The sequence below is a fragment of the Paenisporosarcina sp. FSL H8-0542 genome, from assembly GCF_038632915.1.
Lineage (GTDB): Bacteria > Bacillota > Bacilli > Bacillales_A > Planococcaceae > Paenisporosarcina.
Window position 1 is genome coordinate 1,044,129 of record NZ_CP152050.1, and the last position, 13,254, is coordinate 1,057,382.

The 13,254-nt window shown below is 38.5% G+C and carries 20 protein-coding genes; 13 read left to right on the top strand and 7 right to left on the bottom strand.

Features of this window, described 5'->3' with window-relative positions:
* Nucleotides 1–24: 24 nt before the first annotated feature.
* The 3 genes from yunB to MHH33_RS05515 all read left to right on the top strand — a co-directional run bounded on the left by yunB (nt 25) and on the right by MHH33_RS05515 (nt 2,314).
* The gene (gene yunB, locus MHH33_RS05505) at nt 25–816 is read left to right on the top strand and encodes a sporulation protein YunB (RefSeq protein ID WP_016429011.1); all 792 of its coding nucleotides are present in this window, start codon (nt 25–27) and stop codon (nt 814–816) included.
* A gap of 206 nt (nt 817–1,022) precedes the next feature.
* The gene (gene lipA, locus MHH33_RS05510; protein WP_016429010.1) at nt 1,023–1,946 is read left to right on the top strand and encodes a lipoyl synthase; all 924 of its coding nucleotides are present in this window, start codon (nt 1,023–1,025) and stop codon (nt 1,944–1,946) included.
* Between the two features lie 14 nt (nt 1,947–1,960).
* On the top strand, nt 1,961–2,314 hold the full coding sequence (locus tag MHH33_RS05515; RefSeq protein WP_016429009.1) for a YutD family protein: 354 nt from the start codon (nt 1,961–1,963) through the stop codon (nt 2,312–2,314).
* Nucleotides 2,315–2,522: 208 nt separating this feature from the next.
* Here the strand turns inward: MHH33_RS05515 and MHH33_RS05520 are convergent, their stop codons facing one another.
* Nucleotides 2,523–2,789, bottom strand: coding sequence for a DUF3055 domain-containing protein (locus MHH33_RS05520; protein WP_342543181.1), 267 nt, complete (start codon nt 2,787–2,789; stop codon nt 2,523–2,525).
* A gap of 88 nt (nt 2,790–2,877) precedes the next feature.
* Here MHH33_RS05520 and MHH33_RS05525 point away from each other — a divergent pair, with 88 nt between their 5' ends.
* On the top strand, nt 2,878–3,324 hold the full coding sequence (locus tag MHH33_RS05525; RefSeq protein WP_016429007.1) for a DUF86 domain-containing protein: 447 nt from the start codon (nt 2,878–2,880) through the stop codon (nt 3,322–3,324).
* A 2-nt stretch (nt 3,325–3,326) separates the two neighbouring features.
* Nucleotides 3,327–4,088, top strand: a complete 762-nt coding sequence (locus MHH33_RS05530; RefSeq protein WP_342543182.1) for a TIGR01457 family HAD-type hydrolase — start codon at nt 3,327–3,329, stop codon at nt 4,086–4,088.
* 32 nt (nt 4,089–4,120) lie between these two features.
* On the opposite strand, the gene MHH33_RS05535 is transcribed toward MHH33_RS05530, so the two are convergent.
* Nucleotides 4,121–4,348, bottom strand: a complete 228-nt coding sequence (locus MHH33_RS05535) for a YuzB family protein (RefSeq protein WP_036660166.1) — start codon at nt 4,346–4,348, stop codon at nt 4,121–4,123.
* 157 nt (nt 4,349–4,505) lie between these two features.
* Between MHH33_RS05535 and MHH33_RS05540 the strand changes: the two genes are divergently transcribed.
* Nucleotides 4,506–5,576, top strand: coding sequence for an NAD(P)/FAD-dependent oxidoreductase (locus MHH33_RS05540; RefSeq protein WP_016429004.1), 1,071 nt, complete (start codon nt 4,506–4,508; stop codon nt 5,574–5,576).
* A gap of 53 nt (nt 5,577–5,629) precedes the next feature.
* Here the strand turns inward: MHH33_RS05540 and MHH33_RS05545 are convergent, their stop codons facing one another.
* The gene (locus MHH33_RS05545) at nt 5,630–5,956 is read right to left on the bottom strand and encodes a YuzD family protein (RefSeq protein WP_016429003.1); all 327 of its coding nucleotides are present in this window, start codon (nt 5,954–5,956) and stop codon (nt 5,630–5,632) included.
* An 84-nt stretch (nt 5,957–6,040) separates the two neighbouring features.
* Here MHH33_RS05545 and MHH33_RS05550 point away from each other — a divergent pair, with 84 nt between their 5' ends.
* From MHH33_RS05550 to MHH33_RS05570, 5 genes are all read left to right on the top strand, one after another.
* Complete coding sequence (locus MHH33_RS05550) at nt 6,041–6,274, top strand: NifU family protein (protein WP_016429002.1); 234 nt, start codon at nt 6,041–6,043, stop codon at nt 6,272–6,274.
* Nucleotides 6,275–6,508: 234 nt separating this feature from the next.
* Nucleotides 6,509–6,871, top strand: coding sequence for an iron-sulfur cluster assembly accessory protein (locus MHH33_RS05555; protein WP_016429001.1), 363 nt, complete (start codon nt 6,509–6,511; stop codon nt 6,869–6,871).
* 215 nt (nt 6,872–7,086) lie between these two features.
* A complete protein-coding gene (locus MHH33_RS05560; protein ID WP_016429000.1) occupies nt 7,087–8,301 on the top strand; it encodes an NAD(P)/FAD-dependent oxidoreductase in 1,215 nt (404 codons plus the stop codon).
* Nucleotides 8,302–8,649: 348 nt separating this feature from the next.
* Nucleotides 8,650–8,778 (top strand): YuiA family protein, encoded by a 129-nt coding sequence (locus MHH33_RS05565; protein ID WP_342543183.1) that lies wholly within the window; start codon nt 8,650–8,652, stop codon nt 8,776–8,778.
* A 192-nt stretch (nt 8,779–8,970) separates the two neighbouring features.
* On the top strand, nt 8,971–9,300 hold the full coding sequence (locus MHH33_RS05570; protein WP_016428998.1) for a YuiB family protein: 330 nt from the start codon (nt 8,971–8,973) through the stop codon (nt 9,298–9,300).
* Between the two features lie 42 nt (nt 9,301–9,342).
* Here the strand turns inward: MHH33_RS05570 and MHH33_RS05575 are convergent, their stop codons facing one another.
* Nucleotides 9,343–9,819, bottom strand: a complete 477-nt coding sequence (locus MHH33_RS05575; RefSeq protein WP_016428997.1) for a divergent PAP2 family protein — start codon at nt 9,817–9,819, stop codon at nt 9,343–9,345.
* Between the two features lie 139 nt (nt 9,820–9,958).
* On the opposite strand from MHH33_RS05575, the gene MHH33_RS05580 reads away from it, so the two are divergent.
* Nucleotides 9,959–11,491, top strand: coding sequence for a leucyl aminopeptidase (locus MHH33_RS05580; protein ID WP_342543184.1), 1,533 nt, complete (start codon nt 9,959–9,961; stop codon nt 11,489–11,491).
* Between the two features lie 317 nt (nt 11,492–11,808).
* Complete coding sequence (locus MHH33_RS05585) at nt 11,809–12,024, top strand: hypothetical protein (protein WP_016428995.1); 216 nt, start codon at nt 11,809–11,811, stop codon at nt 12,022–12,024.
* Between the two features lie 110 nt (nt 12,025–12,134).
* Here MHH33_RS05585 and mnhG read toward each other — a convergent pair whose 3' ends face one another.
* Genes mnhG through MHH33_RS05600 form a run of 3 tightly spaced genes read right to left on the bottom strand, consistent with a single transcriptional unit; the run spans nt 12,135 to nt 13,253 of the window.
* Nucleotides 12,135–12,509 carry a monovalent cation/H(+) antiporter subunit G gene (gene mnhG / locus MHH33_RS05590; protein ID WP_036660163.1) on the bottom strand — a complete coding sequence of 125 codons (375 nt, stop codon included), beginning with the start codon at nt 12,507–12,509 and terminating at the stop codon, nt 12,135–12,137.
* Nucleotides 12,493–12,777, bottom strand: coding sequence for a Na(+)/H(+) antiporter subunit F1 (locus tag MHH33_RS05595; protein ID WP_016428993.1), 285 nt, complete (start codon nt 12,775–12,777; stop codon nt 12,493–12,495). Before MHH33_RS05595 ends, mnhG begins: the two co-directional genes overlap by 17 nt.
* Complete coding sequence (locus MHH33_RS05600; RefSeq protein ID WP_016428992.1) at nt 12,777–13,253, bottom strand: Na+/H+ antiporter subunit E; 477 nt, start codon at nt 13,251–13,253, stop codon at nt 12,777–12,779. The genes MHH33_RS05595 and MHH33_RS05600 overlap by 1 nt, the downstream gene beginning before the upstream one ends.
* Between the last annotated feature and the right edge of the window lies 1 nt (nt 13,254).

The window sequence follows — 13,254 nt, forward strand, 5'->3', positions numbered from 1 at the left end:
AACATGACCTAGGAGGCTTTTTTTGTGCGATTACGTAAAATATCAAAAAGGTCAGTTTATTGGAAAGGGAATAACATTGTTCCTTTGCTATTTGTTTTTATCGTGATCTCCGTTGCTTTAATGTTTTATCTCGTCAACGTTCGCCTGACTCCAATTTACTTAGATTATGCAGAAGTTCAATCCAATAAAATTGCCTCACTTGTCGTAAGTAAAGCAATCAACTCACGCACTGCTGATGTGATGGATGTAAATGATATAATTGAAGAAATACCAACGGACCAACCCAATATGGTAACGACGAAGTTCAAGACGGATATCATCAATCGGGTACAGGCGGAAACTAGTCAATTGGTGCAAACCCACTTGGAGCAGGCTGAAGAAGGGAACTTGGATAATTTACCTTATTTAGATGACATCGAGTATGATCCACAGGCAATGGAAGATAACGGTGGAATTGTGTTTTATGTACCGCTTGGTCAAGCAACGAATATCCCGCTTCTTGGTAATCTGGGACCAAAAATTCCTATAAGATTCCATGTGATCGGCAATGTGCAATCAGACGTAAAATACGAAATCACGGAGTTTGGCATTAACAATGCAATGGTTGACGTGAGCATTGTTATTGAGGTCACTGTACAAGTCATTGTGCCGCTGGCAACTAAATCGACGAAAATTAAACGAAAAATACCTGTTGCACTAGGAATCATCCGAGGACAGGTTCCTCAGATCTATACAAAAGGTGAAGGAAATACTCAACCTTCAGTAGAAGTACCATTACAGCCCCCAGCAGCCCCAACTTCACCACCACCTGAATGAGTTCGTACAAAGAGACCAGAGGGAGAGGTATCACGGTAAGTTAAGATGCATGCTGGTTCAAAATTAAAAGCAAAAATAAAGCTCCTCTTACACAGAGAAGCTTTATTTTTTGATTCCAGAGAAGGTTGTGGGACGTGTTCGAATATGGTACATTGACAACAGTGAGTTACTTGCCTACATAGTCTGAAAAGAATGGGGTTACAATCATGACAACTAAACAAACACATATTCGAAAACCAGCTTGGTTAAAGATTAAATTAAATACGAATGACAATTATAAAGGTCTTAAGAAAATGATGCGTGAAAACAATTTAAATACTGTATGTGAAGAAGCGAAATGCCCAAACATTCACGAATGCTGGGGTACTCGACGTACAGCAACGTTCATGATTTTAGGTGCAATTTGTACACGTGCATGTCGTTTCTGTGCAGTTAAGACGGGTTTACCGAATGAACTTGATTTAGCAGAGCCAGAACGTGTAGCAGATTCAGTTGTCATGATGAATCTAAAACATGTCGTCGTAACCGCGGTTGCGCGAGATGATTTAAAAGACGGTGGTTCTGCTGTATTCGCAGAAACTGTGCGTGCCATTCGTCGCAAAAACCCATTCACAACGATCGAAGTTTTGCCTTCTGATATGGGTGGGATAGAGGAAAATCTACAAATGCTGATGGATGCAAAACCTGATATTTTAAACCATAATATAGAAACAGTTCGTCGTTTAACACCGAGAGTTCGTGCACGAGCAAAGTACGATCGTTCTCTAGAATTTTTACGTCGTTCAAAAGAAATGCAACCTGATATTCCAACAAAATCTTCTCTTATGGTGGGTCTAGGTGAAACAAAAGAAGAGATTATTGAAGTAATGGATGATCTGCGAGCAAACAATGTGGATATTATGACAATTGGGCAGTACCTACAGCCATCTAAAAAACATATTGCAGTTCAAAAATATTATTCACCGCTCGAATTTGGAGAACTACGTAAAATTGCGATGTCCAAAGGTTTCTCACACTGTGAAGCGGGACCATTGGTTCGTAGCAGTTACCATGCGGATGAACAGGTAAATGCAGCAGCAAAAGAAAAACAGCGTCTTGGTGACGAGCAATTAACTCTCACAACAAGTTGATGGAGCGTGAATTGATGATTACAATCGATCGATGGGAATATGAAATTCTGATAGATTATCGGGAAGCATTTAAAGAAGAGGCTTTTCAAGATCGTTATAGTGAAATTTTAAATAAATATGATTACATTTTGGGCGACTGGGGTTATGGACAACTTCGCCTGAAAGGTTTCTTTGATGATAAAAATCAAAAAGCGACTTATGATACGAAAGTCAGTACGTTACAGGATTATTTGTATGAATACTGTAATTTTGGATGTGCGTACTTCATATTAAAAAAATCTGGACCAGCAAAACCGGTAGCAATTTTAGCTGCAATAGAAGAAACACCACAAACAGAAAACCTCGATTTGGATGTTCCATCATCCTAATCGAGGTTTTTTCTTATCCTAAGACTCAGTTAAACGTTATCGATGTGTGTCTCATTCTTCAAAAGTGCTACTCCTGCGGTTACTCGTCGCAAAGAATATGATCAAAACTACCTTTGACCATATTCTTTGGGGCTTGCTAGGTGCAAAGATAGTTCGTCCGCGGAAAGGGGCAAAGATTCCTGCTTTTTATAAAATCAACAATGAATGCTTAGCCTAATAATTCCTGCAAATAATCGCGTAGTTCTGCGGCTTCTTCTTTGTTGCGGTTATAGACATGTTCCAAATAACCTTCTTCTTCTAAATCATCAGAGCCCAATATAGCAAAACGATTATATTGAATATCCATTACGAGTACTTTTCCGAAAAAACGGCTACTTTGCAAAATTGCTAAATCATATCGTTGAGACTCACCTGTAAAGCTAACAAATCTCGTTTTTGTATCTTCCACATCATCATATAAGAAAAATCGTTCCATTTGGCAGTTCTCCTTCCACTCCTAGCAATTATGGTACTATAGGATGGAAAAGACAATCAACTTAGAACTGATAAAGTGAGGGAACCTTATGTATTTTGTAGACCGAAAAAAAATTAATCATACATTGAAGTATATGACAACACTTATGGAAATGCTGGAGACATCAGTGAATTCTTCTATGAATGAATTTGAAAAATTGGCATTGGAGCGAATTGCTCAAAACATTATCGAGTCCATGATTGATGTTGGGAATTCCATGATAGACGGCTTCATTATGAGAGACCCAGGCAGCTATGATGACATCATTGACATATTGACTGACGAAAAAGTGATATCTGTTGAGATGGACGCACCTCTAAAAGAAGTAATTGGACTTCGTAAAATGCTGGTGCGAGATTTTATGAGCGTTAATCATAAGGAAGTGCAAACTATATTGCAATCAAATTTCCAGGAGTTAAGACAATTTCCAGCGAGTATTGAGCATTATTTAACGCATGAACTTGGGCCAGTGTCTGCATTTTTACCAGAGGATTAAGCATGAAAACTTATAAATGTTATTGCATTGACCTGGATGGAACAGTCTATCGTGGTAAACAGCCGATAAAAGAAACAGTACAATTTGTTCACCATTTACAACACCAAGGAATAGAACCTTTTTTTGTGACTAATAATGCTTCTCAGACACCGGACCAAGTGCTATCGAAGCTTGCAGGCTTTGGGATTATAGCAAAGCGCAGTCATATTATGACTTCTGCTTTGGCGGCAGCGAAGTACATTGCACTTCACTACCCTGGAAAAGAAGTTTCAATGATTGGGGAAAGTGGATTGAGGGAATCACTTCTTGAGAAAGGAGTGTGTATAGTGCCTTCTTCGAAAGAAGTGTTTGTGATGGGAATCGACCGGGATATCACATATGAGAAAATTGCACAGGCCTGTCTGGACATCAGACAAGGAGCAACGTTTATATCTACAAACAGTGATCGTGCTTTCCCAAATGAAAGAGGCTTGATGCCAGGTAATGGTGCGTTTACAGCGTTGATTCAAAGTTCTACTGGAGTTGAACCTATTTATATAGGAAAGCCGCATGGTCATATGCTTGAAATGATTCAGCTTGAACATCAGTATTCAAAAGAGGATATGGTGATGATTGGAGACAATTATGATACCGATATTATGGCGGGAATAAATTTTGGAATTGACACGATTCACGTCAATACGGGTGTGACTTCTACGGAAGAAGCATTGCTGAAACCAGAACGTCCAACTGTAACTCTTGAAAATTTAGTGGAATGCATATAAAAAAGGAGCTGCATCTACGCAGCTCCTGAGTATTAAAAAAGTGGATTTTCATCTATATATTCATAAATCTTCTTAGTAAGCTCATCTGGCGAATCAGCTTCTACGACATCACCATTAACAACTGCAAAAAAAGATTCAGCACATTTTGTACAATAACTTAAACACCCGTATTCCAGAACGTCTAAATTTGGGTCTCGTTCTAATTGTTCAAACGTTTTTTGCGAACCATTCGCTAAATTACTGACACAAAATTCTACCATTGGATTAAACACGTTCTTCACCTCGCTACATCGCCATGCTACTCTTTTTTTTTTCGTTCGTCAATCCGAGTGTCTTATTGTGAAACTTCTCACAATGATTTATACTTACAACGTAAAGAGATAGACTGTATATAAAATGCTCAAGGGAGATTTTTTTATGAAAAACTTAGTTTTACTGGGTGGTGGATACGGCAACATGCGTATGTTGCTTCGTTTACTGCCAAATAATAATTTACCTGAAGATGTACAAATTACATTAGTGGACCGTACACCATTCCATAGTTTGAAAACAGAGTTTTATGCATTGGCAGCAGGTACTGTTCCTGACCAGGAAGTCCGAGTATCCTATCCAGAACATGAACGTTTGAAAATGGTCTATGGCGAGGTCGTAGAAATCAACCGTGAAGAAAAAATGGTCGTGCTTTCTAATGACATACAAATCCCATATGATGATGTAGTAATTGGATTAGGTTGTGAAGACAAGTACCATGGTGTGCCTGGTGCAGACGAATTCACGTTAAGCATTCAAACGATAGGTCGTTCACGTGAAACATTTAACAAACTATGTGGATTGCCATCTGGATCTGTTGTCGGGATTGTCGGAGCAGGATTAAGTGGAATCGAACTTGCCAGCGAATTACGCGAATCACGTCCGGATTTAGGAATTAAATTGTTCGATCGAAGCCCACGTATTTTACGTGACTTCCCGGAACGATTAAGTAATTTCGTGAAAAAATGGTTTGATACCCACAATGTCGAAGTCGTCAGTAATTCTAATATCACAAAAGTGGAGCCAACTGTTTTGCATAACCATGAAGAGACGATTGAAGTGGATGCAGTGGTGTGGACAGCAGGTATTCAACCTGTCGCTCCTGTGAGAAACATGAATACGGAAACTGATTCAATTGGGCGTGTTGTGTTGTCTCAATACCATAACTTACCCGAAGATGAACATGTTTATGTGGTAGGTGACTGTGCAGCGTTGCCATATTCGCCAAGTGCACAAGTTGCGGAAGAACAAGCGGAACAAATTGTTGAAGTGCTTCAAGCACGTTGGAAAGGTAAAGAGCTGCCTGAAACGATGCCTGAAATCAAACTAAAAGGATTCTTGGGTTCTTTAGGGAAAAAACAAGGTTTTGCTTACTTGGCAGACCGTACAGTCACTGGACGTATCGCACGTTTACTAAAATCTGGTGTGCTATGGATGTACAAGTGGCATAACGGATGATGAATAGAAAGAGACCTGGAAGTGAAATATAACTTTCAGGTCTCATTTTTTGTTTATTTACTGATAAAACCATGTTTTTCTAGTTCAACAAAAACGGGTTGCAGTTGGATATAGCCCTCGCCAACCACTTCTCCAGCAACTAAAACGAGTGGGAAAAAGTATTCTTCTTCCAATACTTGAGTGGCAATTTCTTGTTGTCGTTCATTATCCACTGGTTTTTCAATGTCAATATAGGTTATTTCATAAGGATGATTAGGGTATTTACGATCGATTGCCGCTTGCAACCATTCGTACGTATCTTTGGATGTAGGTGCGTTTACACAGCTGGCACAAACGACATCTGCACCATAAATTTCAATTGAAACTAATTTTTTCTCCATGATAATTTTCTCCGTTTCGTATGTACTGATGGATTTTTTCTTCTCTTCACATTATAATAATTATAAGGAAAGGGGTCGAAATAAATGACTGATACAATGACAGAACAAGTTCAAGAAGTATTAGATAAATTACGTCCATTTTTACTCCGCGATGGTGGAGATTGTGAGCTTGTCGATATCGAAGATGGCATAGTCAAACTTCGTCTTCTTGGTGCATGTGGTAGCTGCCCAAGTTCTACAATAACACTAAAAGCAGGTATTGAAAGAGCTCTTTTGGAAGAAGTTCCAGGTGTTGTGGAAGTTGAACAAGTGTTTTAATTCCTAAAAGTGAAATTGCATTGCACTGTCACTTGTAGTTATACAATACGAGCTGATAATGCTAGTTGATTTTTATGCTGAACAATTTGGGGCCTTAAGAGGCTCCTTTTTTATACTTATCTTTTTTTCATTATACCCAAAACGTTGGTTATATCGATAGTCAAATTAAGTTGTTCTAGTTGTATGTGTTTGAGCAAAATTGGTATCATAAATGATAGAAGGAAGGTGTAACGGATGACACATGTTGTCGAATTATCAGAAGCTGCAGCTTACCAGGTTAAAGAAATGATGAGTCATAATGACGAGCAAGGTTCCTTTTTACGGGTAGCCGTTCATGGCGGTGGTTGTAGTGGTCTTTCATATGGGATGGGTTTTGAACACGACAAGAAAGATTCAGACATTACACTGGAACAGCATGGCTTGACCATCCTGGTATCGAGTGAAGATGCAGCCATCATAAATGGTACCGTAATTGACTATAAGCAATCGTTGATGGGTGGAGGGTTCACTATTGAAAACCCAAATGCCATTGCGTCTTGTGGTTGCGGTTCATCATTCCGAACAGCGAGCAAAACAGGAACACCAGAAAATTGTTAAGACAACCAATTTTTGGTCTTTTTCTGTAAATTCAAACCTTTTACTCTTGGCAGGATTATATTGAAATCAAAACCTAAGAGGTATATTATAGAGGATAGTACATTTGTCGAAAAAAGAGACAAATTCGCTTTAGTCTACTTGAAGTATGTAAATACTTCTTTTTTCTTTGACTAAACGAATAAATATAAAACTATTTAAAGGTGGTTTCGATCTTCGTGAAAAGACCGACAATTTTAGTATTAGGCGCCGGCTATGGCGGTTTAGCAACAGTAGTCAACTTACAAAAAAACATTGGACCTGACGTAGCAGATATTACATTAATTAACCAAAATGATTATCATTATGAATCTACATGGTTACATGAGGCTTCAGCAGGAACATTAAGACCAGATCAAGTACGTTATGACATTGCAGATGTAATTAAATCAGATAAAGTAAAATTTGTGAAAGCATCTGTAGAAGGAATCGATATTCCTGGGAAACAAGTAACAACTGATAACGGTGTGTTTTCTTATGACTACCTAGTAATCGGTCTTGGATTCGAAGGCGAAACTTTCGGGATTCCAGGTTTAGATAAATACGCTTTATCGATTGCGAATGTAAAAGCAGCTCGTCAAATCCGTGAGCATATCGAATATCAATTCGCTACTTGGTCAATGGAAGACGTAAAAGATGATAGCCGCTTAACAATCGTTGTTGGTGGTGCTGGGTTTACCGGTATTGAGTTCCTAGGTGAACTTGGTAACAGAGTTCCTGAACTTTGCAAAGAGTTCGATGTACCACATGAAAAAGTACGTGTTGTTTGTGTAGAAGCTGCACCAATGGTATTACCAGGATTTGATCCAGAATTGGTTGAATATGCAGTTGGTCACCTACAAGCAAAAGGAATTGAATTCTCAATTGGAACACCAGTTGTTGAAGCAACTCCTGAAGGTGTGAAAATTAAAAAAGGTGAAGACGAGTTTGAATTTGTGAAAGCTGGTACAGTCGTTTGGGCTGCAGGCGTTCGCGGAAACCGTTTAATCGAACAAACAGGCATTGAAAACATGCGTGCCCGCGTTAAAGTTGAAAAAGATATGCGTGCTCCAGGTCATGATGATGTATTTATCGTTGGTGACTGCGCATTGTTGATTAATGAAGAAGTAAACCGTCCTTACCCACCAACAGCACAAATTGCAATGCAACAAGGTGTGACAGTGGCGAAAAACCTTATCGCTTTAATCAATGGAGAACAAACAGAAACATTCGTACCTGATTTAAAAGGTAGTGTTTGTTCACTTGGTGAACATGACGCAATCGGTGTAGTTTTCGGTAAAAAAATTACAGGCACAAAGGCATCATTTATGAAAAAAGTAATTGATAACCGTTCTCTTTTCATGATTGGCGGTCCTTCACTAGTTGTGAAAAAAGGTAAATTTAACGTTCTTTAATAATAGATTAAATTTCGCCCATCTGGATTATCCAGATGGGTTTTTTCAATCTAACCGAGTTGGTTTTCTAACAAACCGGAAATATTTGAAGGATTTAAATGAGTAATGAGGATTCTCTAGAAAATAGAAGGCTGAAACTTAAGTAATTAATGGGCGGGTAATGCATATATAGGATGAAGCAGTTGAAGGAGCTTATGGTTTTGAAAGAATGAGAAAAGAGGAGTAAAATTAAGCAAAATAGAGATAATATTTAATGTATTCGTTTACATTTAGATGATGTATGGTTTACAGAGGATTTCCTGTATGTTATATTATCAGAATATTAAGAATTAAAAGGAGATGGTCAATATGACAAATTACAAAAAGGATGTTAAAGCCAATCAATGCCCATATTGTAAAGGAAATGGATATTTCCAATTACGTCTTGGTGGTTCTGAAACGTGTTCGTGTTGTGCAGGTTCTGGAAGGAAAAAGTAGACTCTGAAGGTTCTTTTCGTAAATAATTCGAAAAGAACCTTTTTTGTTGGCATTAATGAGTAATATGGACGATCCCTTAAGCTTCTTATGTGCTTCAACATGTTACAGTCCGTTGAACAACTCACATGGATATTGAAAGGAACATACCAATCATGTAAACTGTTGAAAGGAACGCATGGAGGGAACAATTCAATGGACGGTAATTTTACACTTGTAACGGTTATGTTATCCGTATTAATATTTCTAGTAATGTTTTTTGGGATTGGTTTTTTACTCAATATGTTACTTCGCATGACATGGTTAATGGCAATTGTTTATCCAATAGTCGTTATCTTGATTATCGATGAAGTGGATTTTTTCGAGTATTTCACAGCGCCTGTTATGGCATTTCAAGCACTTGGGGAAAAATTAATGGCACTTCATTTCGCGGATATTTTAGTTTTATCTAGTGGCTTGGTTGGTGCGATCATTGCAGGAATTGTCATCAAAATGTTACGTAAAAATGGATATCAAATGTTTTAACAGAAAAGCAGTGGAGCTCTCAAAGGAGATCCACTGCTTCTTTTATACGAGAAATACATAAATGATTATGGAAATGAAAATTCCTGTTAAAGCGCCCATAAAAACCTCGCTCGGTTTGTGTCCAAGTAGTGTTTTCAGCTCTTCAATCTTTTCTTCATCTTTTTTATGTGCCCATTCTTTAGATTGATTAACAAAAATCTGAAAGTCAATACGCATTTGGTTAATAATGATTGCCTGCTGACCTGCCTGGAAACGAACTCCTGAAGCATCAAACATAACGATGATTGCAAAAATGGCGGATACAGCGAATAAAGGTGAACCGAGACCGGTTTCAAAAGCAACCGCTGTTGTCAAAGCTGTTACAGCTGCTGAATGAGAACTTGGCATACCACCGGTTGAAGTGAAAAGTTTCCAATCGACTTTCTTGGTTACTAAATAGGTGATTGGGATTTTTACGAATTGAGCAAATATGATTCCGAATAAGGCTGCGAGGAGTGGAATATTTGTAAGAATGTCCATAGTGGTCCACCCTTTCGTGTTGAATTGTTTAGTAAAGTATACCACATCTATAGGGCTCTAAAACGCGTAATCTTAGTAGATGACAGATAATTCGAAAAGCGTAACATATTCGTATATAATAGAAGTCGAATGTAAATAGATGGAGGGGTTTTTTGTGAGAGTAGACGTTGCAGGTATTAATTTTAATGATGTACAAACTGAAGTATTAATCGTAGGTACTTATAAACATCCTGAAAACACACAAGGATGGTCTGACTTTGTTTCTTTCTACGGTTCATCCTTAGAAAAATGGTTGAAAACTGGCGATGTCTCGACTGATCGCAAGAAATTGACTAAATTACCAACACTTCAAGATGGCAAACTTTTACGTGTTTTCTTTGTAGGGCTTGGTGATCGTAAAACACTGAAGCAAGATGATTTACGTAAAATTTTTGGAACAATCGGAAAAGAACTTGTTGCTTCCAAAACATCAAATGTCTCCATTTGGTTGGATTCGTTTATCAATGAGGATATCGAAATTGAAGATGCGGCTTACCTATCTGCAGAAGGCATCGGAATGGGACTTTATAAAGTGCCAAATTACAAGACTTCTTCAAATGAAGTTGACGCATACCTAGACCATGTTGAATTGCTGACCAATTCGGATGAACAAGAAATTTTAGCTTACTTTGAAGTGGGACAAGTGTATGCAGAAGCAGTAAATGAAGCACGTACTCTCGTTAATATGCCTTCAAACGTTTTGACCGCTACGAAAATGGCAGAATACGCAAGAGAATTGGCAGAAACGTATGATTTTGAATATGAAGAACTTGGAAAAGCAGAAATGGAAGAACTCGGTATGGGTGCGATTTTGGCTGTTAACCAAGGATCAACAGAAGAACCAAGATTAATGGTTATGAAATACCGTGCAAATGAAGAGTGGAACGATGTCGTAGGCCTAGTAGGGAAAGGGATTACTTACGATACAGGTGGTTATTCCATTAAACCTAAGGATGGCTTAGTAGGCATGAAAGGTGACATGGGGGGGGCTGCAGCTGTTTTAGGTGCAATGCGCATAATCGGGGAAACACGCCCGAACAAAAACGTCATAGCAGTCATTGCTTCAACGGATAATATGATTTCAGGTAATGCGTTCAAACCTGATGATGTTATTACTTCTTTAAGTGGAAAAACGATTGAAATCCTGAATACGGATGCTGAAGGACGCCTTGTGTTAGCAGACTCCGTCACATACGCAAAACAACAAGGAGCTAACTACATTGTAGATGTTGCAACGTTGACGGGTGGCGTAATTATCGCACTGGGGAAAGATAAAACGGGTGCATTGACAAACGACGAAACATTCTTTGAAACATTCTTGGAAGCTACTGTTGAAACAGGTGAGTTTGTTTGGCGTTTGCCATTAACTGAGAGTGACAAGAAACGAATTCGGAAAAGTGATGTAGCCGATTTAAACAATTCACCGGGACGCGACGGGCACATGATTTTCGGGGGAGGATTTGTAGGTGAATTCGTTGAAAATACCCCTTGGATCCATTTGGATATCGCAGGTACATCAGATGCAAGTGCTGCTCACGATCTAGGACCAAAAGGTGGAACTGGTGCGATGGTTCGTTCCTTAGCGACCCTTATTGAACGGATGAGCTTGGAAAATACAGAAGAAAATTCTTAATATAGTGCTCTAAGAAGTAAATTAAGAAAGCATAATATTCTATAGAAAAGTGGCCAATTTTTATAAACTGGTCGCTTTTTTTGTGAATTGGAGTAGTGCATAGTTGGAAAAGTGAAAATTCACTCGTTCCTTCACTGCTAGTTTTGGGCAGGACAGATTAGACCAAAAGCTATTTGGACCTAATCGAAGCAGAATATCATTGTTAAAGGTCTTAATATTAGAAAGAACCTGATTTTATTTGGAGTTCTAGCTAATAGGCTATGTACATATGTCACACTTTCTTTTTCTCATACGTTAGGAAAGAGAGGAGGGGACATATGAATCGCAGGCATTTTGGTGGAGGATTTGGAGGATTTGGCAGGGGTTTTGGAGGGCTAGGCTTTTTTGGAGGTCCATTTTTAGGAGGTTTGGCAGGAAGTTTGCTTGGTCAATCACTCTTTAATCAACCTTATTATCAACCTTATCCGTATTACCAATACCCATATCAATATCCATATTATCCATACTATCCATATTATCCATACGGCTATTAAAAAAACGCTTTTGCTGTCCCAGAAGGGGAGGAGCAAAAGCGTTTTATTATTACCTTGTGCTTTATACATTTCTTATTGCTTAGATCCAAGCGCCAGCCTTTCTGGGCGCTTTAAGCGTTTCTTTGTTCATGTTTTTTTCTTCGTTCAGCTACAACGGGAGCCAATTCATCTTTCACTGATTTATCCCAAAGTTTAACTCCTGATAAATAGGCAGAGCGGCCGATGACATGTCCACCAACTGGACCTGTGATAAATAAAAATACAATGCCTAGCAGAATACGTGTATTAATATGGCCTTCAATTAACCAAAAGTGGAGGAATACACCCAGCAGGATGAACATCACCCCGAGCGTAGCGCTTTTGGAAGCAGCATGGGTACGGGAATAAACATCAGGCAGGCGAATCAAGCCAATTGCGGTGACAAGAATGAAAATTACCCCAAAAACAATACTAGATACGATAAGAATATTAGCGATGATCGTTATCACGTTGGATAATCTCTCCTTTCTCTAAAAACTTAGAGAAAGCCACTGTGCCTATAAATGCTAATATAGCGAGCAGCAAAATGATTTCAAGGAAAAAGCTGGTATCAACGAGAATAGAAAATATCCCTATCATTGAAATTAGTGCAACACCCAATGAATCCAGCGCTACAACTCTATCAGGAACAGTAGGACCGACAATTAATCTATAGATAAAAGCCAACATGGACAGGCTAATCAGTACGACTATGACCCAAAAGAATACCATCATTAGCGGCTCACCTCCTGTATGGCTTTTTCAAATGTGTTTTTAATCGAATCGATTGCTTCATCAGCATCATCATAATGCAATGCATGGATATATAAAATTTTGGAATCCTCAGATACGTCGATAACAAGGGTACCAGGTGTCAGAGTTATTAAGCTTGCCAAAAGCGTGATTTCCCAATCCTTTTCTAAAACAATTGGAAGTGCAAAAATGGCAGGTTTGATTGGCATCTTGGGTTGAATAATTAACACCAAAACCTGAATATTAGCCATGATCAATTCTTTTAAAAATAGAATAATCAATTTAATAACAGCCCACACGCGATTCATATAGAAACGTCCCGGAAAAAAACCCTTCATAATCCATAGCATGAGCATCCCTAATAAAAATCCGACGATAAACGTGGAAGCATTAAACGAGACGGACAAAAACATCCAAAGAAAGGCAATAAAAAAGTTTAGCATGATTTGAAAAGCCATC